The organism is Shimia sp. (assembly GCF_022448905.1).
GTDB lineage: Bacteria > Pseudomonadota > Alphaproteobacteria > Rhodobacterales > Rhodobacteraceae > Shimia.
This window is the reverse complement of sequence record NZ_JAKVCW010000002.1, coordinates 353,752-375,586: the sequence shown is the minus strand read 5'-3', so window position 1 is coordinate 375,586 and position 21,835 is coordinate 353,752. Positions and strand designations below refer to the sequence as shown.

Sequence of the window (21,835 nt, the reverse complement as noted above, 5' to 3'; positions counted from 1 at the left end):
AGATGAGCTTTCGCGAGGAACACGAACTGCACAAGCGCCGGTTTGGTCGCAACCTTGGGGTTGCGCTGGTCTTGGTGAGCTTCATTGTCATCGTTTTTGGCCTGACCGTGGTGAAAGTCACCCGCGGCGACTATGAGCCTGAAAACGCCAGTATTCAGCGGGGGCAGTGATGGCGATGGATCCGAAAAAAAAGACGCTGGTTCAGACCGTAGGTGTGGTTGTGACCATGGGCGCGCTGGCCTGGGCGTCTGTGCCGTTTTACGATTGGTTCTGCCGTGTGACTGGCTTTGGTGGCGTGACCAACACCGCCGAAGCTGGCAGCGACGTGATCCTCGACAAAACCATCAAGGTCCGCTTTGACGCCTCTATTGAACGCGATATGGCGTGGGAATTCAAACCCATGCAGCGCGAGATGGAAGTGCGCATCGGCGAGACCGGCCTGGCCTTCTATGAGGCCTATAACCCAACTGACCGTCCGATTGCGGGCACCGCGAGCTACAACGTGGCGCCGTATGACGCGGGTGGGTTCTTCACCAAGATCGACTGCTTCTGCTTTGAAGAGCAGGTGCTGCAACCCGGTGAGCGGGTGACGATGCCGGTGAGTTTTTACGTGGATCCGGAAATCGTGGATGACCGGGACGCGAAATATATCAAGGTGATCACATTGGGATACACCTTCTATGAAACAGACTTGCCCGAAGAGCTGGCGTCCTTGACGACAGCGGGTGAGTAAAAGCAAAACTAATAGGCAAGCCTTCCAACGAGGGAAACTGAGAAAATGGCGCACGTAAAAGATCACGATTATCATATTTTGAACCCCTCATGGTGGCCGTTCCTGGGCGCCGTTGGTGGTTTCATCATGCTGTTTGGCGCAGTATTGTGGATGCACGACAGCGGACCTTGGGTGTTCCTGATTGGCTTGGTGGCGGTTCTGTACGTCATGTTCGGCTGGTGGGCTGACGTGATTGCAGAAAGCAACGTAGGCGATCACACGCTGGTGGTTCAGATCGGCCTGCGCTACGGCTTCATCCTGTTCATCATGTCCGAAGTCATGTTCTTCGCGGCGTGGTTCTGGACCTTCTTCAAGCACCGCATGTATCCGATGGATCCAAACGGCAACAGCCCGGCAGTAGATGGCCCGTGGCCACCAGCGGGCATTGAGACCTTTGACCCTTGGCACCTGCCGCTGATCAACACGCTGATCCTGCTGTGTTCCGGTTGTGCAGCGACCTGGGCGCACCACGCGCTTGCGCATGAAGACAACCGCAAAGACATGAAAAACGGTCTGATCATCGCGGTTCTGCTGGGTGTGATCTTCACCTTCTTCCAGGCCTACGAGTACAGCCACGCGGCGTTCAGCTTCTCCGGCAACATCTATGGCGCGTCCTTCTTCATGGCGACCGGCTTCCACGGTTTCCACGTTGTGATCGGCACGATCTTCTTGTTTGTCTGCCTGCTGCGTCTGAACGCGGGTCATTTCACCAAAGAAAAGCACGTCGGTTTTGAGGCGGCTGCCTGGTACTGGCACTTTGTGGATGTGGTCTGGCTGTTCCTGTTTGCCGCCGTGTACATCTGGGGCCAATAAGGCGACCTGCTAAAGGTTGATCCTTGAGAGCGGATACGATTAAAGCAAAGCGCGGCAGGTTCTGCCGCGCTTTTTCTTTCTAAGAAGGATCGCTGTCTTGCGTCGACTGTTCTGGCCGCTGTTTTTTGGCATTCTGGGCACGGTGGTGCTGGTGTCGCTGGGCACATGGCAGTTGCAGCGACTGACCTGGAAGGAAGGCGTCATTGCGGAGATCAATGCGCGGATTGCGAGCGATCCTGTGGCGCTGCCGGAGCCCATTGATTTGGAGCGGGACAAGTACCTGCCGGTGGCTGTGTCTGGCACCATCACCGAAGATGAAATCCACCTGTTGGCCAGCACGCGGGACGCCGGAGCTGTCTATCGCCTGGTGTCGGCGTTTGAGACTGAAGGTGGCCGTCGGATCATGATTGATCGCGGTTGGATCAAGACCGAAGACAAAGACGCCGCGCGTCAGGCACACGATGTGGAAGTGGTGGGCAACTTGCATTGGCCGGATGAGCGGGACAGTTTTACCCCAGCCAATGACGTGGACGGCAACATCTGGTTTGCCCGTGATGTGGAGCAGATGGCTGAGGTTCTGAACACCGAGCCGGTCCTGCTGATCGTGCGGGAAGACAGTGACAAGGGCGCGATTGCGACGCCTTTGCCGGTGGACACTGCCGCGTTGCCCAACAATCACCTTGAATATGTCCTGACATGGTACGGACTGGCAATTGTCTGGGTGGCGATGACCCTGTATTACCTGCGCCGGATGCGCAAAACCAAAAAGGCCTGAGAGACGTGAAATATATTTCGACCCGTGGAAACGCCCCGGAGCTGAGCTTTGAAGAGGCCATGTTGACCGGTCTCGCACGTGACGGTGGGCTGTATGTGCCAGAAAGCATTCCGACGCTGTCTGCCGAGGAGATCGCAGGACTGGCGGGCAAGTCGTATGAAGAGGCCGCGTTTGTCGTGATGCGTCCGTTTGTGGGCGATGCCTTCACCGATGAAGAGTTCAAAGGCATCATTGCGCGGGCCTATGCGAACTTCCGCCATGACGCACGCGCGCCCTTGGTGCAGTTGGCGCCGAACCACTATCTTCTGGAGCTGTTCCACGGTCCAACGCTGGCGTTCAAAGATTTCGCGATGCAATTGATTGGTCAGCTGTTCCAATTCTCGCTGGCGCGCCGCAATGAGCGAGTGACCATTGTGGGCGCGACCTCGGGTGACACCGGCTCTGCCGCTATTGAAGCTTTCCGCGGATTGGACAATGTGGATGTGTTCATCCTGTTCCCGCATGGCCGGGTGTCCGACATTCAGCGCAAACAGATGACCACGCCAGAGGACGCCAATGTGCATGCGCTGGCGCTGGATGGCGACTTTGACGACTGTCAGGCCAAGCTTAAAGACATGTTCAACGACTTTGACTTCCGCGATGGCGTGAAGCTGGCCGGTGTGAACTCGATCAACTGGGCGCGGGTGCTGGCGCAGGTGGTGTATTACTTCACTTCCGCCGTGAGCCTTGGCGCGCCATATCGCAAGGTGAGCTTCACCGTGCCAACTGGTAACTTCGGCGACATTTTTGCAGGCTACATCGCCAAGAAGATGGGGCTGCCGATTGACCGTCTGGTCATCGCAACCAACCAAAACGACATCCTGCATCGCACCATGGAAACCGGGGCTTACACCAAAGAGGGCGTGACGCCGTCGATCAGCCCGTCTATGGACATTCAGGTCAGCTCCAATTTTGAGCGCGCGCTGTTTGACGCCTATGGCCGTGATGGCGGCGCGGTGGCGCAGTTGATGGAAGAGTTGAAGGATGGCTCCTTTGCGATCTCCCAAGGCGCGATGGAAACGCTGCGTGAGCATTTTGACAGCGGCCGGGCCTCGGAAGAGGAAACAAACGCCACCATCGCCAGCGCATTTACCGCAACCTCAGAAGTGCTTTGCCCGCACTCGGCAGTTGGCGTAAAGGTCGCGAATGCCTATTTGGGCGAAGTGCCTATGGTCACTTTGGCCACGGCGCATCCGGCGAAGTTCCCGGACGCGGTGGAAGCTGCGATGGGGGCACGTCCGGCACTGCCGCCGCATATGGCGGATATGATGGACAAAGACGAACGCGTGACCCGTGTTCCCAATGATCTGGGAGCGCTGGAAGCGCTCATCAAGGAACGGATTGCACAACGTTGACAGTCAAGCTGCACACACTCGCGAACGGGTTTCAGATCGCAACAGAACATATGCCGGGGCTGGAAAGCGCCAGCATCGGCATTTGGGTGAGCGCTGGTGGGCGCCATGAGCGCGCGCCACAAAACGGCATTGCGCATTTTCTGGAGCATATGGCGTTCAAAGGCACGGAGCGTCGGACTGCGTTGGAGATTGCTGAGACCATCGAAGATGTGGGTGGCTACATCAACGCCTACACCAGCCGCGAGGTTACGGCCTATTACGCGCGGGTTCTGAAGAACGACGTGGCGCTGGCCATGGATGTGGTGGGCGACATTGTGCTGAACCCGATCTTTGATCCAAACGAGATCGAGGTTGAGCGGGGCGTTATCTTGCAAGAGATCGGTCAGGCGCTGGATACGCCGGATGATGTGGTCTTTGATTGGCTGCAAGAGCGGGCGTACCCAGATCAGCCAATGGGCCGCACCATCCTGGGCGAGGGCGACCATGTGCGCCGCTTTGGCCGCGAGGATCTTTCCGCTTTTGTGACCGAGCATTACCGTCCGGAGCGGATGATTTTGGCGGCGGCAGGTGCGGTGGATCACGACGCGATCGTGCGCATGGCCGAGGAGATGTTTGGGCATCTGGAACGCGGGCCATCTATCGAACTGGTCCCCGCGCGATTTGTCGGCGGCGAGTACCGCACCGAAAAGGCGTTGGAACAGGCACATTTTGCGATTGGCTTTGAAAGCCCGGATTATTGCAGCGCCGACATCTACACAGCGCAGATTTACTCGAGCGCTTTGGGTGGCGGCATGTCGAGCCGTCTTTTCCAGGAAGTGCGGGAAAAACGCGGGCTGTGCTACGCGATCTTTGCCCAAACCGGGGCTTATGCCGACACCGGCATGACAACGATCTATGCGGGCACCTCGGGCGAGCAAATTGGCGAGTTGGCCGAGATCACCATTGATGAGCTCAAGCGCGCCGCCGAGGATATGAACTCTGTCGAGATCGCGCGGGCGCGCACGCAGATGAAGGCAGGCTTGTTGATGGGGCTGGAAAGCCCGTCGAGCCGCGCGGAACGTTTGGCGCGGATGCTGGCAATCTGGGGCAAAATCCCGAGCTTGCCGGAAACCGTGGAGCGCATTGATGCGGTGAGCGACGCCGATGTGCGCCGCTTGGCCGAACAGATGGCGAGCCAAGCCCGCAGCGCGATGGCGCTTTATGGGCCGGTGTCCGCTGCGCCTGCGCTGGACGCTTTGGAAGAGAGGCGCGCCGCTTAATGCTTCTGACGCGTCGCAGGGTTCGGATCGAGACCGAGCGCATGACCTTGCGCCCGCCGATCCATGCGGATTTTCGCGAGTGGGCGGAGCTGCGCTCTGCCAGTGCGGATTTCCTCATTCCCTGGGAACCGGTTTGGGCCAGCAGCCACCTGAGCCGCAAGAGCTTTACCAATCGCGTTTATTGGGCGCAGCGCTCGATTAGCAATGACAGCGCCGTGCCGCTGTTTATGTTTCGCCGCGAAGATTACAGGCTGGTTGGCGCAATCACACTCGACAACATCCGTCGCGGACCGGCGCAGGCTGGCACGCTTGGCTACTGGGTGGGACAGCCCTTTGCGCGACAGGGCTTTATGGCCGAGGCGATTGAGGCGGTGGTGCACCATGCTTTCACGCGGCTGGACCTGAGCCGCATTGAGGCAGCCTGTTTGCCGGAGAATGTGGCGAGCCGCGGCGTGCTCGAGAAATCTGGGTTCAAATACGAAGGCGTGGCGCAGAGCTATTTGCAGATCAACGGCCGCTGGCGCACCCATGTGTTGTACGCGTCATTGCGCCATGACCGGCGTGGGCGCACGTTGGCAGGGCAGAAGTAGGGGCTTTGCCCCAGCCTCAGCAGTGCTGAGGTTTCCCCAGGATATTTGTGGAAAGAAGAAGCCCAAGAAACCGTGAACGCCAAATGGGATGATTTCTGCTAGGCTGCCTGAAACAGGGAGGAATGCAGAATGCGGTTTCTTGTTATTTTGGGACTGATTTGGACAACGGCGGCACATGCGCAGGATCGGCGGCCGAGCCATTGTATCGCGTTGGCGCAAGTGCCTGGTATTGAATATTTGCACAAAGCATCCTTTCGCGAGCCAGTAGAAAAGCACGCGGTGCGGATCAGCTACATTAGCCATGCGTCCTTCCTGATCCAGAGCCATGACGGCATTGATGTGGTCACCGACTACACCGGGTTTCTGGGCGTCACCACGCTCGTGCCGGATGTGGTCACGATGAACCACGCGCATTCCACACACTGGACAGCCAATCCCGATCCCGCGATCCCCAATGTCCTGCCGGGGTGGGGAGATTATGGGCTGGGGATCGAGCACCACTTGGATTTGGGCTCGATGCTGATCCGCAATGTCTCCACCGACATTCGCAGCTTTGGCGGGGTGGAGGAAAAGGGCAACTCGATCTTTGTTTTTGAGGTTGCGGGGCTGTGCATTGGCCATTTGGGGCATCTGCACCATGAGCCCAACGACGCGCAATATGCTGCCCTGGGCCGGTTGGATGTGGTGATGGCGGCCGTGGATGGGGGCATGAGCCTGGATGTGCCCACTATGATGCGGGTGCTCAAGCGGCTCAAGGCGCAGGTGGTGATCCCGATGCATTGGTTTGAGGAATGGACCTTGAGCGCGTTTCTGACCGGCATGTCGGACGAGTATCTGATCGAGAACGAAGGGCGCTCTAGTCTGACCGTCAGCCTACGGGACTTGCCGGATCGGCCCACCATTAAAGTGCTCGCGCCGCGCTATCTGCAAGACCCGTAAGGGATTTTGCGTGGACCTTGCCGCTAGGGCAGCGTAGATCAGGGCCATGAGTTTACATGATGTCTCCCCCGATTTTGTCCAATCCCTGTCCGAACAGCTGCCGGAAGGCACCTTGCGTAGGCCGGAGCCGCGATACTTGGAAGAGCCCCGTGGGCGGTCTTTTGGCAACGGTGGCGTGGTGGCCTTGCCGCGCTCGGTCGAGGAGGTCGCAACTGTTGTAAAGGCCTGCAACGCGGCTTGCGTGCCAGTGGTGCCTTATGGCGGGGGAACCGGGCTGGTTGGCGGCCAGATTGTGGAAGAAGGCGCCAAGCCGGTGATCCTGTCCCTGGAGCGCATGAACAAGGTGCGCGACGTGCGCCCTTTGGAAAACGTGATGATCGCGGAAGCAGGGGTGATCCTGCAGGATGTGCAGGCGGCGGCCGAAGCGGCCGACCGGTTGTTTCCCCTGTCGCTTGGGGCGGAAGGCACAGCGCGGATTGGCGGCAATCTGGCGACCAATGCTGGCGGCGTGAACGTTCTGCGCTATGGCAATGCACGGGACCTGTGTTTGGGGCTGGAAGCGGTGCTGCCTACCGGCGAAATCTGGCACGGGCTGACGCGGCTGCGCAAAGACAACACCGGCTATGATCTGCGCAACCTCCTCGTCGGCGCGGAGGGCACTTTGGGCGTGATCACGGCGGCGACGCTGAAGCTGTTTGCGCGGCCAAAATCGGTGGCCACGGCGATCATGGTGGTGACCGACCCGACAGCGGCCCTGCGCCTGTTGGCCATGGCGCGGGACATCGCAGGGGAATCCGTTTCGGCGTTTGAGTTGATGCATCAGAACGGTATGGATTTTGTGGTCGAAACCTTGCCGGACGTGCGCCTGCCGTTTGAGGCTGCGCCAGAGTGGTCGGTGCTGATCGAGGTGGGCACCGGATCGGGGGCGGAGGGCCTTCTGGAAGATTTGTTTGGCGAAGCGCTTGAAGAAGGCTTGGTCGCGGACGGGCTGATCGCACAGAGTGCGCGCCAGCAGGACGACTTCTGGAACCTTCGAGAGCATATTCCGGTGGCCAATAAGGCGATTGGCTCGGTGGCAAGCCATGACATTTCCCTGCCGCTGGAAGCGCTGCCCGAGTTTATCACAGAGATGAGCGCCAAAATTGCCGCGCAATGTCCGCTGCGCATCAACTGTTTCGGGCATCTTGGCGATGGTAATTTGCATTACAACCTGTTCCCGCCCAAAGGCGGCGATCGGCATGACTATGACGATATTCGCCACGATCTGAGCGCGCAGATTTATGATCTGGTGCATCAGTACGGAGGTTCATTCAGCGCCGAACACGGTGTTGGGCGGCTCAAGGTTGGTGATTTGGAGACATACGCGGACCCGACACGGCTGGCGGCGATGCGGGCCATCAAAACAGCGCTGGACCCGAACGGGATCATGAACCCGGGCGCGGTGCTCGCGCCCTAGGTCTTCTCATTCTGCAAGTATCCTGGGGAGTCGCCCAAGGCGACGGGGCAAAGCCCCTCTTACAGGCCCTCGAATTCGCAGAGCACGGAGACATCCATGCCCATGGCTTCAAGTTTCTTACGGCCGCCAAGCTCCGGCAGGTCGATGATAAAGGAGCAGCTGATGATCTCGCCGCCCAGCCGTTCGATCAGCTTGATACCCGCCTCAGCGGTGCCGCCGGTGGCCAGCAGGTCATCGACCACGAGGATTTGCTCACCGGGCTGGATGGCGTCGTCGTGGATCTCGACAATCGCCTCACCGTACTCGAGCTTGTAATCCTGCGAGATGGTGGTGCCGGGCAGTTTGCCCTTTTTGCGGATGGGCACAAAGCCAACGCTCAATTGGTGGGCAATCGCGCCGCCAAGGATAAACCCACGTGCCTCAAGCCCAACCACCTTGTCGATGCGGGTGCCGGCGTAAGGGTGCAGCATTTGGTCAATCGCCATGCGGAACCCGCGCGGGTCCGCAAACAGCGTGGTGACATCGCGGAACATGATGCCTTCATGCGGGAAATCGACAATGGTGCGGATGTAGTCTTTGACGTCGGCGCTTTTAGGCATCTTTGGTTCCGGGGTTAAATTTCAGACGCAGCAGGTTTGGCGGATGCAAGCGCGGCGCGCAAGGGCGGAGTTTGTCGCGGTGGAGAGAGTTTGCTCTGGACGGAGGGCGCATCCCCTCTGTAAGCCGATTTGGGACAGGGATGCAGCTTGGGTGGGTGTCACATGGGATCAACAGACGCGGGGCAGTCGGACAAGGGCAAAGCGAAGGCAAAGCCTAAGTGTAAGTCCAAGGTCAAAGTGAAGTCCAAAGCCAAGAAGGACAGTCAGCTGATCCTGCGGCTCGACAAGAAGGAGCGCGATGCCTTTGTTGATCTGTGCAAGGATATGGACACAAGTGCCGCGCGGGAAATTCGCGGCTTTATCCGAAAGTTTATGAAGAAAAACAAACGCTAAGCAGCACGTTTCAGTGTTGCTGTCAGCACCCCCATGCCCATTAACGTGATGCCACCGATGCGGGTTAGGCCGCGCATCACGGACGGTTTCTCGATACGACTGCGCAGCCGATCGGCCAAGAGCGCATAGGTCAGCGCATTGAGAGCGGCGAGGGAGACAAACGTGCTGATGAGGATGGAGAACTGCGGCAACATGGCTGCGGTTGGGTCAATGAACTGCGGCACAAAGGCAATGAAGAAACCGATGCTTTTAGGGTTCAGCGCGGTGACGGCGGCGGCATGACCAAAGACGCCGCGTGCGGGCAGGTCTGCGGATTTGCTGATGTCGCCCAAATGGGCCTGACCGGCGCTGCGCAGCATTTTGAAACCAAGCCAGACAAGATACACGGCGCCCACCCATTTGAGGACCATAAAGGCGGTGGCGGAGGCCAGTACGATGGCGCCCAAGCCCATCAGCGAGGCGGTCATGGCAATCAGATCGCCCAGGGCCACTCCGGCAGCGGTGGCGACGGCGACTTTGCGTCCTTGGGTGAGCGCGTAGCTGAGCACCAACAGGATGGTGGGGCCGGGGATCAGCAAGAGCGCGGTGGAGGCGGCGACAAAGGTCAGCCAGAGATCGAGGGACATAAGACAGGGCCTGCAGATGAATCAACAGGCCCTATCAAACAGATGAATTGGACTTTGGTCTAGCGGCAATTAGCCTGCGAGCACGCGACCTGCGACCGCATCCAGTTTGGCGATCATTTCTGGGTCACGTTTGTCCGGAGCGGTCATGATGGCAAACTCCAGCGCTTTGTCGCAACCGTGTTCACAGTCGGCGCGTTCCGCTCCTAGGAGGGCAGGCAGGCCACGCACAAGGTTGCGGGCTTTCTCACTGTTGCCGGTCAATGTGGCAATGATTTCAGTGACATCCACTTCGCCATGCTCCGGATGCCAGCTGTCATAGTCGGTGACCATGGCCACCGAGGCGTAGCAGAGCTCGGCTTCGCGGGCCAATTTGGCTTCGGGCATGTTGGTCATGCCAATCACATCCGCGCCCCAGCTTTCGCGGTACATTTTGCTTTCGGCCAAAGTGGAGAACTGTGGACCTTCCATCGCGAGATAGGTGCCGCCTTTGTGCACCTTGATGCCAGCGTCAGTGGCAGCGGTGAAGCAGGCGTCTGAGAGGCGCGGGCAGGTCGGGTGGGCGACGCTGACGTGAGCGACAAGGCCGGGGCCAAAGAAGGATTTTTCGCGCGCGAAGGTGCGGTCAATGAATTGATCCACAATAACAAAATCGCCCGGCGCCATTTCTTCGCGGAAGGAGCCTGTGGCGGAAACGGAGATCACATCGGTCACGCCAAGGCGTTTGAGCGCGTCGATGTTGGCGCGGTAAGGCACGGAGGTTGGCGTGTGCACGTGGCCACGGCCGTGGCGTGGCAGGAAGGCCATTTTCACGCCGTTCAAACGGCCGGTGAGGATCTCATCAGATGGGGTGCCAAAGGGGCTTTCTACCGCCTGCCATGTGGCGTCTTCCAGCCCGTCGATGTCATAGATGCCAGAGCCGCCAATGACGGCGATCATGGTTTCTTTGGTGGCCTCAGTCATGCCCGTCTCCCAGTGCTAATCGTTGGGCAAAGTTGTGCGGACAAGAGGCCGGAATTGCAAGGAATAGCCGGGTCGGTAACTCGTCTGTAATGCGTCTGTATCGCGACGGTGCAAATTTGGATGGCATCAGGGTTGGGACAAGCCGCGTTTTGCAAGTTGGGCACGGTAATAGGCGAAAGCGGCTTCAAAGCCGGTAAGCGGCCACGTGAGGTCTTGGGAGGCGCCATGGCGATCGCGAAAGGTGAAGCGGAAGTCGCCTCCAGTGCGCATCTCCGCCAGCAAGGTTTCTGCGGCGTCGCCGTCGAAGGTGCATCCGGTGCCGGTTAGACAGCCGACCCGGTTGGTGTGCCAGACGGAGGTGCCATCGCGTTCGATGCGGAAGTTGCCGGGGGCGGTGAGGGTGCCGAGCTCCAGTCCGAACTCGATTTCAGGGCGGTCATCGTCGGATTGGGTCAGGAAGAAGAACTGCGCGGCAAAGTTTGGTTGCGGTGAGAACACGTCCACGCGTCGGATGTAACAGCGTTGCGCCAGCGTGCCATTTTCGTCGCGCTCGTCACACAGCGTGTTCCAGAGGTCATGGATTGCGTGGTGGGTTACGCGCCAATTGGAGGGGCGGTCGTTGCCTGCCTGATCCTGAGCGGCGAGGGGAGTTGCGGCCAGAGTGAGGGCAAAGAGCCAGCGCATGGGGGACTCCTGAAACGGTACGCGTTGGCGGCACTCTTCATTTCATAGGCTTGGCTGTCCAATCACGTGGCGTCAGCAATCTGTGAAGGAAAATGCCGAATTGGGCGGCAGCGGGGGCAGTGGCGCGGCGGAACGTGGTGCAAAAGCCTCTGACGGGGCGTCGGGCCGGTCGCCGCTATTGTTTGTTAAGGGCAAACCGGCTAGGGAGGCCGCAAAGCGAACACTCCCAGATTTACGCAGGTACACTCATGAGACGCGCGGCGTTGGCCATGCTGGCCAAGAATATTTCTCCTCCCAACCTTTCGATCATGCAGGACGAAGGGTTCACTCCAAACCGGATCAAGACAGAAGTGCTCTCCGGCCTGACCGTGGCGCTGGCGCTTGTGCCAGAAGCTGTGGCCTTTGCCTTTGTGGCTGGGGTGCACCCGCTGGTGGGCTTGTACGCGGCGTTTTTGGTCGGTCTGATCACCGCGTTGATCGGTGGCCGTCCGGGCATGATCTCCGGCGCAACCGGTGCGTTGGCGGTGGTGATGGTGGCCTTGGTGGCCGAGCATGGCGTGGAGTATCTGTTTGCGACCGTGATCCTGATGGGGATTTTGCAGATCATCGCGGGCGCGTTGCATTGGGGTAAATTCATCCGCCTTGTACCACATCCGGTGATGCTTGGCTTTGTGAACGGTCTGGCGATTGTGATTTTCCTCGCACAGCTGACGCAGTTTAAAGACCCGGCTAACACCGACGCATGGCTGGCAGGACCACAGATGGCGATGATGTTGGGGCTTGTGGCGTTGACCATGGGCATCATCTGGGGGCTGCCAAAGCTGACCAAAGCCATTCCAGCGCCACTGGGGGGCATTGGCATCACCGCGATCATTGTGATTGTGTTTGGCATCAATGTGCCAACCGTGGGCGATATGGCCTCCATCAAGGGCGGCCTGCCGAGCTTCCACATTCCGTTTGGCGAAGGCGAGGGGATTTATCCACCAGCGCTGTTGGCGCCGTTCAACCTTGAAACGCTCTACATCATCCTGCCGTATGCGGTGATCCTGGCGGCGATTGGCCTGATCGAGAGCCTGCTGACGCTGAACCTTGTGGGTGAGATGACCGGCAAGCGCGGTGGCGCGTCGCAAGAATGTATCGCGCAGGGGACGGCGAACGTAGTGACCGGCTTCTTTGGCGGCATGGGCGGCTGTGCGATGATTGGTCAGTCGATGATCAACGTGAAATCCGGTGGTCGCACGCGGATCGCAGGTATTTGTGCTGCGTTGTTCCTGTTGGCGTTTATCGTTGTCGCAAGCCCGTTGATTGAGCGTATTCCGCTGGCTGCGCTGGTGGGCGTGATGTTCATGGTGGTGATCGGCACTTTTGCCTGGAACAGCTTCCAGATCATGCGCCGTGTGCCACGGATGGACGCCTTTGTGATTGTGCTGGTGACGGTGGTGACCGTGCTGGAAGACCTTGCGGTGGCGGTGGTCGTCGGCGTGATCGTGAGCGCGCTGGCCTACAGCTGGCAGAACGCACGGCGCATCCACGCGAACACCCGTGAGAGCGAGAGCGATCCGGGCGCGAAGGTTTATGAGATCGAAGGGCCGCTGTTCTTTGGCTCTGCTGAGGGCTTTAGCGAGCTGTTCGCTGTGGACGCCGATCCGGAGCATGTGATTGTGGATTTCGCCCGGTCGCGCGTGGTGGACCAGTCCGCGTTGCAGGCAATTGAAGCGGTGGCAGCCAAGTATGAGGCGGCGGGCAAGCAGGTTGTGCTGCGTCACCTGAGCCGGGATTGCCACGAGCTGCTGACCAAAGCGGGCAACTTGATGGTCGATAGTGACGATGACCCCGAGTATCAGATTGCCGTGGACTATCCGGTGAAAACCGGGGTGTTTGGCGGCGGTCACTGATCGCAGCAACAGATGACTAAGAAATGGGCTGGCCGAGAGGCTGGCCCTTTTTTGTTGCCGTCTCTTGCCTCGGAGAAGCCGAGGCGCGCCCGACCCTCCCCACAGGAGGGCGCTTTGCACACACCTAGGGTCAGGCGCGCCTCTTGTTTCTTGGCAGGAACAGGCGCAATAGGAATGGGACCACACCGGAGCAACCCTCATGACTTTCCTTGCCATTCTGATCGGGCTTTTGCCGTCGTTCCTGCTTGTTGGGCTGGGTGGGCTGCTGCGCAAACGTTTGTCGGCCAATGCCTGGCAAGGGTTGGACAAGCTCAACTTTGAGATCCTGTTTCCGGCGCTGTTGTTTGTGGCAGCAAGCCAGCGACCTTTGGAAGTCGCTCAGGTGGTGGGCATTGCGCCTTTGGTCTGGGCGCTGTTGGCCGTGGGCTTGGTGGTGGGCTATGGCGCACGGCGGTTTGGGCCCGAGCGGTTTTTGGACTTTGCCGGAGCGTGGCAGACCGCGTGGCGGTTCAACACGGCGTTGGCGTTTATTGCGATTGCCACCACGGATAAGGCCGACGCGGGCGTGATGGCGGTGGCGATTGGTATGGCGGTGCCGATGGCCAATGTGTTCGCGGTCAGCGCGCTGAGCCGGGGCGGCAGTTTTGGGCTGTGGGGCACAGTCAAGAAAGTGGCGCTTAATCCGTTTTTGATCGCCTCACTTGGTGGCGTGCTGGTGGGGCTGTCAGGCCTGACGATCCCGGCGCCGGTCTTGGCCCCCCTGGAGATGTTGGCAGCCGCGGCCATTCCGATTGCGTTGATCTCGGTGGGGGCGACGATGAATTGGGGGGCGCTGGCGCGGCTGGATGCGTTTAGCGGCATCATCTGCGCCACCAAGCTCTTGGTGATGCCGGTTGCAGCACTGGTGCTGGCGCTTGGGTTGGGGCTGGAGAGCGGCGTGGCGGTGGTGCTGGTGATCTGGGCGGCTTTGCCGACCGCGAGTGCGGCGCATGTGCTGGCCTCGGGCTTTGGCGCAGATCGGGAGTTGTCCGCGACACTGGTGGCACAGACAACTTTGTTGGGGGCGATAAGCCTGCCGGTGTGGATCACACTGGCTGAGGTGGTGTTTTAGACCGCCTTTAGCCGGTCGATGTCACTGGCCATGATGGCCGGGATCGCGCGCTCGATTGTTTCTTTGGGCCAGTCCCACCACGCGATGTCCAAAAGCGCGGCAATAGTCGCGTCATCAAAGCGCTTTTTCACCACAGTTCCGGGATTGCCGGTGACGATGCCATAGGGGGGCACCGTGCCACGCACCACGGCACCTGCGCCGATGATGGCGCCGTGGCCGATTTGCGCGCCTGCCGTCACCATCGCGCCGTAGCCGAGCCACACATCATGCCCGATAATCGTGTCGCGTTTGTCGGGCTGGTAGCCCTCCGGCACGGTCTCGCCAAAGATTGGGAAAGGGTAACAACTTAGCCCGTCCATGGCGTGGTTGGCGGAGCTGGTGATAAACCGCACGCCATGCGCGATCTGGCAGAACCTGCCGATGTCCAGCGTGCCTTGGCTGAAGGGATAGAGGTAGGGCACAAGACGCTGTGCCCAATCCTCTGGTGGATCAAAGTCGGAGGCGTAGGTGTAGTCCCCTACTTTGATGTTGTCTTGATCGATCACCGCAGACAGCAACACCGTGCCTGCGTGTTTGCTGCCATCGGGCAGGGTGATCGGAAAGGCGGTTTTGGGATCGGGAAGGGGCATGTGGCCCTCCTTATCAAATGTCCCTCGCGCCTGAGGCCCCTTGCTTATTGATCGGGGCGGGCGAGGGTGAAGGTGTTGTCGACCACCGCATAGTCCTTGTAGCCAAGGCGGCTCAGCGGGCGGTAGGTGGTGACGTCAAAAATACCATCCACAATACAGTTGTCGCGCAGGTGTACGCCGGTCACTTCGCCAATGGCCATAAAGTTGTTCTCTCCCAAGAGAGGCACAATCTGGGTCAGGCGGCATTCCAGAGATGCAGGCGCCCCCACAAGGCGGGGGCAGTCGATGGTGTCACATTGTGTGGCTTCCAGGCCTGCGGCCACAAACTCGTCCTCATCTTTGCCCAGCGGTCCGGAGGAGATGTTCATCGCGTCGCGGATGCTCTCTTCGACGATGTTCACGCAGAACACGCCTGTGGCGCGGATATTGGACAAGCTGTCTTTGCCCTCAGCCTGATCGTCCTTCTTGCCGGTGGAGGCAAACATCACCTGCGCGGGATTGTCCGCGAGCGCATTGAAAAACGAGTAAGGCGCGAGGTTGCGCACGCCGTTTGTGTCCTGGGTGGAGACCCAGGCGATTGGGCGCGGGCTGACGATGGCTTTGAACGGGTTGTGCGGCAGGCCGTGGCCGTCTTTGGGCTGATAGAACATCGGACTGACTCCATATTGGTTTGCAGGCAGTCGTAACGCCATGTTAGGGGCGAGGAAACCGCAAAATTTCAGACGGGCAAGAGGCGCGCAGGTGTTTACGCTGGCAGTGGAAACGAAGGACGATTGGTGGGAAGTGGAGGCGCTGTATGACCTCTGCTTTGCGCCGGGGCGTGAGGCCTTGTCGTCCTATCGTTTGCGCGATGGTGTGGACCCTGTAGCGGGGCTGTCCTTGGTGGCGCGCGATGCCGAGGGGATTTTGGCCGGAGCGATCCGCTATTGGCCGGTTCGAATTGGCGCTGCGACGGCGTTGTTGCTGGGGCCCGTGGCAGTGCACCCGACGCATCAGGGCGAGGGCTTGGGTGGTTTGCTGATTGAGGACAGCTTGCAACGGGCGCAGCCTTTGGGCTGGGAGCGGGTGATGCTGGTGGGTGATGCGCCGTATTACAAGCGGTTTGGCTTTGAGAAACTGGACGGCGTGGTGATGCCGCCGCCGACCAATCCCGAGCGGGTACTGGGCCGCGCGCTTGTTGAGGGCGCTTGGGACGATGTTTTTGGGGATGTGGAGAGTGTGGCCGCCACGCATGCCGACTAAACGGGACACTGTTCAGCAGATGCCGCCAAATCAGCGACACATCGCTTCTTCGTAGCATTTCAATAAGTCAGAAAGCTGAGCTGGCTCAATTTGTATGTAGCTCGGACAGTGCGAAGTTGTGAGCTCAAACTTTCGCCCGGCACCCCCGGGTTTCAGTACCCCTATAACGTCATGCTCCGTCGTCGGCAGAACATCTACAATTCCTTCGTATTCCGCAGAGATGGTTACGCGCAAATCGACGGAACCAGAAGTAAATTGGACTAACGTTGAGCCTTCCAACTTATGGCCCGAAAAACTGTATGCATCTAAGTAAGTGTATTCAATTTGGAAAGGCATTTTGACCTTTTAAGTCGGAGGCCATAACATAGCTCGAACGTCTTCAAGTTGTTTTTCGTGAAGAAAGGGAGTGGACGTGTTTCGTGTGAACTTTCCAACGACTATTTTCTCCCCTTCAGCAAGTGTATTTGGCAACCGACTGGAAAGAGCGATGGAATGATGACGCAGTAACTGCTGTTGGGTTGGAGCGTTTTGGCTGTTCTCACGTATAGCAGGAGGCCATTCGGAGCAGGACCATGCTTCTGCTCTATCCGATGGAGCAAGAAATAAGATCAAAAATAGCAGAAATCTAAATTGCGTCATGGTTGTTTACGTCGTGTTTCAGAAGTCAAATTTTGTAATTGGAAATCAGTTGCGCGCGACTTCTTGGTGCCTCCGCCGCGATGTTGGCTCGAAGGCGACTTTGGGCAGTCCCTGATATTCTTGCAAGTCTATAACCTCTCAGGAATGGCCTTTCTATCCTGCATAGTTGAACCAGCGGCCAATTACCCTACCTCTATACCCATGACCCAAATCGAGATTTTGCCGGATGTTCCGGACCAAGACATTGACGTAAGTTCCGAACTAGACGCGCTGGCCAAGCGCTATGGCGGGGCCAGTGGGCTGGGCATGAAAGTGCTGGGCGTGTTGGGCATGCCGGTGAGCGGGTTGCTCAAGAGCTTGCCGGGTGAGGTGCAGGACGGGCTGGGTGGGGCTACGGAGGTGGCTTTGATGCAGGCCGTGAAATGGGCCGATGGCAGCCGGGGCTTGGTCAAAGATCAGCCGGATTGGATCAACGCCAGCGTTACGGCGGCGCTGGGCGCGGCGGGTGGGGCCGGGGGCGTGACCTCGTCGCTGGCGGAGCTGCCGATCACGGTGACGGTGCTGTTGCGCGCGATTCAGGGCGTGGCGGTGCAATATGGGTTTGACCCAAGCCATGAGAGCGTACGGTTTGATTGCGTGCGCGTATTGGCCGCGAATGGGCCGTTTGAGGAAGATCGCGGCGCGGATTTGGCGATGCTGGAGCAGCGGGCAGGATTGGCGATGGGCGGCACCAAATGGATCAGCACGGTGATTGTGCCCAAACTGGCGCCGGTTTTGGGGCAGAAGCTGGCGGCGCAGATGGTGCCGGTGATTGGCGCGGCGGCAGGCGCGGCGACGAACTACGCCTACACCAGTTATTATCAGGACATCGCGCATGTGCATTTTGGCCTGCGCAAACTGGCGGTGGAGGCAGATGTGTCACCGGAGGTGCTGGTTGACGGGATGCGCAAGCGGTTGGGGAAAGACTAGCCGGGCAACGCCTGACCGTGGGTGGGCGATCTCGCCTGTCGAATATGAACCGAGCTCTCCATCCAAAACCACTTTTGGGGCATGACAAATCAGGCCAAAATCGCCCGCCCATGGGGGCGGTCACCTCTCGGGAGCTTGCTACACAAGCCCCTGACGGCCAGTGGGGAGATGCTCGGCGGCGTGCAACGCACGCCTTTTCCCGAGCGAAGTAAGGTGTTTATCCGCTGTTGCGCAGGTATTCCATCACGTCGGGGCGCACGGACTGTTCGCCCCGCTCACGCGCAGCGTGGATCACGCGGCGCAGCTCACCCAGATCGACCCGACGGATCAGGCTTTTCACCGGGCCAATGGAAGCCGGGCGCATTGACAGGTTGCGCAGACCCATAGCAGCAAGGCAGACAGCCTCAATTGGGCGGCCGGCATCTTCGCCACAGAAGCTGAGCGGTGTGCCGGTGTCGATGCAGCGGTTCACAATGCCTTCCAGGAAGGTCAGGAAGCTGACGTTGAGCGTGTCATAGCGGCGGCGCACCCGCTCGTTTTCACGATCCGCGGCAAAGAAGAACTGTTTCAGGTCGTTGCCGCCAATGGAGAGGAAGTCGACTTCTTCGTAGAATTTCTTGGGCGCAAAGCCCAATGATGGTGTTTCCAGCATCGCGCCCACTTCGATCTCTGACGGCAGCGGGTGGCCAAGGATCATCTCGCGTTCAATCGCCTTGTCCACTTCGGCGCGGGCCATTTTGTATTCTTCATATTGCGCGATGAAGGGGAACATGATGGTGAGCGGGCGTCCGTTGGCGGCACGCAAAAGCGCCTGAAGCTGCATGCGCATCACGCCGGGTTTGTCCAAGGCCACACGCACTGCGCGCCAGCCAAGCGCCGGGTTAGGTTCGTCTTGCGGGGCCATGTAGGGCAGGACTTTGTCGGAGCCAATGTCGAGTGTGCGGAAGACCACGCGTTTGCCGTCGGCGGCGTCCATAACGCGTGCATAAAGCTGCGCCAGTTCGGTCCGTTTGGGCATTTGGTTGCGGATCAGGAATTGCAGCTCGGTGCGGAACAGGCCCACACCTTCGGCACCGGAGGATTGCAGCGACGGCAAGTCGGCCATCAATCCTGCGTTCATGGTGAGGTGCACCACCGCGCCATCGCGGCTCTTGGCCTCTTTGTCGCGGATGCTGGCGTAGCGTTCCTGTGCCTTGGCAGCCATGGCGATCTTGTCGCGGAAGGCGGTCACAACCGTGTCGTCGGGGCGCAGGTGCACGATGCCCTGATCGCCGTCGACCATGATGTGGTCGCCATTGAGTGCCTCGGTGGTGATTTTGTCGGCGTGGATCACCAAGGGGATTGCCAGCGCGCGGGCAACGATCGCGGCGTGGCTGCCGACGGAGCCCTCTTCCAGCACGATGCCTTTGAGATTGCGGCCATATTCCAGTAATTCACCGGGGCCGATGTTGCGCGCGATCAGGATGGGAGCAGCGGGCATGTCTGCGCCGGTCTCGCTGCCTTGGCCGGTCAGGATGCGCAGCAGGCGGTTGGAGAGATCGTCCAGATCGTGCAGGCGTTCGCGCAGATACTGATCGGTGACCTGCTCCATGCGGGCGCGGGCGGTGGATTGTTCTTTTTCGACAGCCGCCTCTGCGGACAGGCCGCGCGCGATGTCCTGCTCCATACGCTTCATCCAGCCTTTGGAGTTGGCAAACATGCGGTAGGCTTCAAGCACTTCCAGCTGTTCTTTGTCACCGCGTTTGGCGCCATCAAGCATTTTGTCGACGCCAACGCGCAGCTCTTCGACCGCCTCGTTCAGGCGGGTGAGCTCTACGTCTGGGTCATCCGCCACGGGGTTGGTGACCACGACGCGAGGTTCATGCAGCCAGACGTGGCCTTCGGAGGCGCCTTCTTGGCCTGAGGTGCCGCGAAACAGCTCCGATTGCTGGTGCAAGGCGCTCATGGCGGCGCCTTCGCCGACAAACGCGCCAAGTTCGGTCATCTCAGCGAGCACCATGGCGACCACTTCCAGCGCATAGACTTCATCAGCGGAATACCCACGTTTGTCTTTGGATTGCACAACCAATACGCCGAGGTTGTCGCCAAGGCGCTGCACCGGCACGCCGCAGAAGCTGGAGTAAATCTCCTCGCCGGTTTCCGGCATGTAGCGGAAGCCTTTGGCGCTGGGCGCGTCATCGGTGTTCACCACTTTGGAGGTGCGGGCCACGCGGCCGACAAGGCCTTCGCCAACACGCATGCGGGTCTGGTGGACCGCTTCTGCGTTCAGGCCTTCGGTGGCGCAGAGCTCTAGCGTGTCCTCATCGCGAAACAGATAGATCGAGCACACCTCTGTGCCCATGGAGGTGGCAATCAGATGGGTGATTTTGTCCAGGCGCTCCTGACCGGCGCTGTCTTCGGCCAAGGCATCGCGCAGGCGCCCCAAAAGTTTGCGGCTCTCGGTTTCGGTTTTTTGCACCATGGTGAGGTGTGGTCCTTGTCACTACTCGGCGCCGAATAGATCACAACAATCGTGGAATCAAAACGGTTTATATGGCTGTCTTGGTTGCAATAATACGCCGCGTTGCAGCGATTTTTGTGAAGAAAATTCAAAAACTTGGACGAGCGTGTTGATTGACGGGGAAAAGCTTGCGCAGGGTGGCTTGCTGCGGTGTAGCAAAGCGTAGCATCGAATTGGGCATTATGCTGTAAAAAGTGGCGAAATGCCGCAAATTCGGGCGGCTTGTGTCCTGAAAGAAAAACGCGCGACCCTTTGGGCCGCGCGTTGACATTTTGCAGCGCGGCTTACGCCGCTTTTTCCAGTTCAAAGGCGTCGTGCAAGGCCTGCACCGCCAGTTCCATGTATTTGCGGTCAATCAGCACGGAGATTTTGATCTCCGAGGTGGTGATGACTTTGATGTTCACGCCCTCGTCAGAGAGCACTTTGAACATCTTGGCCGCGACGCCGGACTGGGAGCGCATGCCGATGCCCACAACGGAGACCTTGGAGACGTCTTCGTCGATCACCAATTCGGCAAAGTTCAGGCCGCCGGAGGTTTTGAGCTCGTCCAGCGCGGTTTCGGCGCGTTTCACCTGATCTGTCGGCAGGGAGTAGGTCATGTCTGTGCGGCCATCTTCAGAGATGTTCTGCACAATCATGTCGACGTTCACGCCTGCGTCAGACAGGCAGCCAAAGATGATGGAGGCGATGCCGGGGCGGTCGGCCACGGACAGCAAGGTCATTTTGGCTTCGTCGCGGGAGTAGGCCACACCGGCCACAACATTGGATTCCATGATTTCCTCCTCATCGCAGACCAGCGTGCCGGCCTCGTCGGATTGTTCTTCAAAAGAGCTGAGCACGCGCAGTTTCACCTTGTAGCGCATGGCGAGCTCGACAGAGCGTGTTTGCAGGACCTTGGCGCCCAGAGAGGCGAGCTCCAGCATTTCTTCAAAGGCGATTTTGTCCAGTTTGCGCGCCTTGGAGCAGATGCGCGGGTCGGTGGTGTAGACGCCGTCCACATCGGTGTAGATGTCACAGCGTTCCGCATCAAAGGCGGCGGCAAAGGCCACCGCTGTGGTGTCGGAGCCGCCACGGCCGAGCGTGGTGATGCGACCTTCCTCGGAAATGCCCTGGAAGCCGGCAACCACGGCGACGCGCATGCCTTCGCCAAATTTGGCGTTGATGTTGTCGGTCGGGATCTCTTCGATCCGGGCCTGGCTGTGGGCAGAGGAGGTTTTGAGCGGCACTTGCCAGCCCTGCCAGCTGCGCGCGGGCACATCCATTTCCTGCAGGGTCAACGCCATCAGGCCAGCGGTGACGTTTTCGCCGGAGCTGACCACCGCGTCATACTCGCGGGCGTCATAAAGCGGCGAGGTTTCGTCCACATAGCCCACAAGTTTGTTGGTTTCACCGGACATGGCGGAGACAATGACAATCACGTCATAGCCTTTGGCCACCTCAACCCCGACGCGTTTGGCGGCGCGGCGGATGCGGTCCAGGTTGGCGACAGAGGTGCCGCCGAATTTCATCACAAGTACGGGCATGGCGCGTCCTTAGTTCGTAAGTCGCAGGCGGTTTACGCGCTTGGGGGCTCCGAGGCAAGGCAGATTG

Annotated in this window: 22 protein-coding genes; 14 read left to right on the top strand and 8 right to left on the bottom strand. The window is 59.3% G+C overall.

Annotated elements, in window-relative coordinates; genetic code table 11:
• The first annotated feature begins 2 nt into the window (after positions 1 to 2).
• From MK208_RS03560 to MK208_RS03520, 9 genes are all read left to right on the top strand, one after another.
• Positions 3 to 170, top strand: a complete 168-nt coding sequence (locus MK208_RS03560; RefSeq protein WP_058240054.1) for a hypothetical protein — start codon at positions 3 to 5, stop codon at positions 168 to 170.
• Positions 170 to 733: a cytochrome c oxidase assembly protein gene (locus MK208_RS03555; RefSeq protein ID WP_294113946.1), complete on the top strand. Its 564-nt coding sequence runs from the start codon at positions 170 to 172 to the stop codon at positions 731 to 733. Before MK208_RS03560 ends, MK208_RS03555 begins: the two co-directional genes overlap by 1 nt.
• Before the next feature lie 45 nt (positions 734 to 778).
• Positions 779 to 1,585, top strand: coding sequence for a cytochrome c oxidase subunit 3 (locus MK208_RS03550; RefSeq protein ID WP_294113943.1), 807 nt, complete (start codon positions 779 to 781; stop codon positions 1,583 to 1,585).
• Between the two features lie 97 nt (positions 1,586 to 1,682).
• Positions 1,683 to 2,360 carry an SURF1 family protein gene (locus tag MK208_RS03545; protein WP_294113942.1) on the top strand — a complete coding sequence of 226 codons (678 nt, stop codon included), beginning with the start codon at positions 1,683 to 1,685 and terminating at the stop codon, positions 2,358 to 2,360.
• Between the two features lie 5 nt (positions 2,361 to 2,365).
• Positions 2,366 to 3,754 (top strand): threonine synthase, encoded by a 1,389-nt coding sequence (thrC, locus tag MK208_RS03540; RefSeq protein ID WP_294113941.1) that lies wholly within the window; start codon positions 2,366 to 2,368, stop codon positions 3,752 to 3,754.
• Positions 3,751 to 5,013, top strand: a complete 1,263-nt coding sequence (locus MK208_RS03535) for a pitrilysin family protein (RefSeq protein WP_294113938.1) — start codon at positions 3,751 to 3,753, stop codon at positions 5,011 to 5,013. The genes thrC and MK208_RS03535 overlap by 4 nt, the downstream gene beginning before the upstream one ends.
• The gene (locus tag MK208_RS03530) at positions 5,013 to 5,603 is read left to right on the top strand and encodes a GNAT family protein (RefSeq protein ID WP_294113936.1); all 591 of its coding nucleotides are present in this window, start codon (positions 5,013 to 5,015) and stop codon (positions 5,601 to 5,603) included. The genes MK208_RS03535 and MK208_RS03530 overlap by 1 nt, the downstream gene beginning before the upstream one ends.
• Positions 5,604 to 5,732: 129 nt before the next feature.
• Positions 5,733 to 6,542 (top strand): MBL fold metallo-hydrolase, encoded by an 810-nt coding sequence (locus MK208_RS03525; protein WP_294113934.1) that lies wholly within the window; start codon positions 5,733 to 5,735, stop codon positions 6,540 to 6,542.
• 46 nt (positions 6,543 to 6,588) lie between these two features.
• Positions 6,589 to 7,998 carry an FAD-binding oxidoreductase gene (locus MK208_RS03520; RefSeq protein ID WP_294113932.1) on the top strand — a complete coding sequence of 470 codons (1,410 nt, stop codon included), beginning with the start codon at positions 6,589 to 6,591 and terminating at the stop codon, positions 7,996 to 7,998.
• Between the two features lie 59 nt (positions 7,999 to 8,057).
• Here the strand turns inward: MK208_RS03520 and MK208_RS03515 are convergent, their stop codons facing one another.
• A complete protein-coding gene (locus MK208_RS03515) occupies positions 8,058 to 8,597 on the bottom strand; it encodes an adenine phosphoribosyltransferase (protein WP_294113931.1) in 540 nt (179 codons plus the stop codon).
• Between the two features lie 162 nt (positions 8,598 to 8,759).
• On the opposite strand from MK208_RS03515, the gene MK208_RS03510 reads away from it, so the two are divergent.
• Positions 8,760 to 8,990 carry a hypothetical protein gene (locus MK208_RS03510; protein ID WP_294113929.1) on the top strand — a complete coding sequence of 77 codons (231 nt, stop codon included), beginning with the start codon at positions 8,760 to 8,762 and terminating at the stop codon, positions 8,988 to 8,990.
• Here the strand turns inward: MK208_RS03510 and MK208_RS03505 are convergent.
• From MK208_RS03505 to MK208_RS03495, 3 genes are all read right to left on the bottom strand, one after another.
• Positions 8,987 to 9,616, bottom strand: a complete 630-nt coding sequence (locus tag MK208_RS03505) for a LysE family translocator (RefSeq protein WP_294113926.1) — start codon at positions 9,614 to 9,616, stop codon at positions 8,987 to 8,989. The two genes, MK208_RS03510 and MK208_RS03505, sit on opposite strands and share 4 nt — an antisense overlap.
• A 69-nt stretch (positions 9,617 to 9,685) precedes the next feature.
• Complete coding sequence (locus MK208_RS03500) at positions 9,686 to 10,576, bottom strand: S-methyl-5'-thioadenosine phosphorylase (RefSeq protein WP_294113923.1); 891 nt, start codon at positions 10,574 to 10,576, stop codon at positions 9,686 to 9,688.
• Between the two features lie 126 nt (positions 10,577 to 10,702).
• A complete protein-coding gene (locus MK208_RS03495; protein WP_294113920.1) occupies positions 10,703 to 11,260 on the bottom strand; it encodes an invasion associated locus B family protein in 558 nt (185 codons plus the stop codon).
• A gap of 248 nt (positions 11,261 to 11,508) precedes the next feature.
• On the opposite strand from MK208_RS03495, the gene MK208_RS03490 reads away from it, so the two are divergent.
• Complete coding sequence (locus MK208_RS03490; RefSeq protein ID WP_294113918.1) at positions 11,509 to 13,155, top strand: SulP family inorganic anion transporter; 1,647 nt, start codon at positions 11,509 to 11,511, stop codon at positions 13,153 to 13,155.
• 199 nt (positions 13,156 to 13,354) lie between these two features.
• The gene (locus MK208_RS03485; RefSeq protein WP_294113916.1) at positions 13,355 to 14,266 is read left to right on the top strand and encodes an AEC family transporter; all 912 of its coding nucleotides are present in this window, start codon (positions 13,355 to 13,357) and stop codon (positions 14,264 to 14,266) included.
• On the opposite strand, the gene MK208_RS03480 is transcribed toward MK208_RS03485, so the two are convergent.
• Both MK208_RS03480 and MK208_RS03475 read right to left on the bottom strand, forming a co-directional pair.
• Entirely contained in the window at positions 14,263 to 14,895 is a 633-nt protein-coding gene (locus MK208_RS03480) for a CatB-related O-acetyltransferase (RefSeq protein WP_294113914.1), read from the bottom strand. The two genes, MK208_RS03485 and MK208_RS03480, sit on opposite strands and share 4 nt — an antisense overlap.
• Before the next feature lie 44 nt (positions 14,896 to 14,939).
• Positions 14,940 to 15,545, bottom strand: coding sequence for a flavin reductase family protein (locus MK208_RS03475; protein ID WP_294113912.1), 606 nt, complete (start codon positions 15,543 to 15,545; stop codon positions 14,940 to 14,942).
• A 91-nt stretch (positions 15,546 to 15,636) separates the two neighbouring features.
• On the opposite strand from MK208_RS03475, the gene MK208_RS03470 reads away from it, so the two are divergent.
• A complete protein-coding gene (locus MK208_RS03470; RefSeq protein ID WP_294113910.1) occupies positions 15,637 to 16,137 on the top strand; it encodes an N-acetyltransferase in 501 nt (166 codons plus the stop codon).
• An 840-nt stretch (positions 16,138 to 16,977) separates the two neighbouring features.
• A complete protein-coding gene (locus MK208_RS03465) occupies positions 16,978 to 17,745 on the top strand; it encodes an EcsC family protein (protein ID WP_294113909.1) in 768 nt (255 codons plus the stop codon).
• Positions 17,746 to 17,962: 217 nt separating this feature from the next.
• Here the strand turns inward: MK208_RS03465 and ptsP are convergent, their stop codons facing one another.
• Positions 17,963 to 20,206, bottom strand: a complete 2,244-nt coding sequence (gene ptsP, locus MK208_RS03460; RefSeq protein ID WP_294113908.1) for a phosphoenolpyruvate--protein phosphotransferase — start codon at positions 20,204 to 20,206, stop codon at positions 17,963 to 17,965.
• Between the two features lie 323 nt (positions 20,207 to 20,529).
• Positions 20,530 to 21,768 carry an aspartate kinase gene (locus tag MK208_RS03455; RefSeq protein ID WP_294113906.1) on the bottom strand — a complete coding sequence of 413 codons (1,239 nt, stop codon included), beginning with the start codon at positions 21,766 to 21,768 and terminating at the stop codon, positions 20,530 to 20,532.
• Positions 21,769 to 21,835 lie beyond the last annotated feature (67 nt).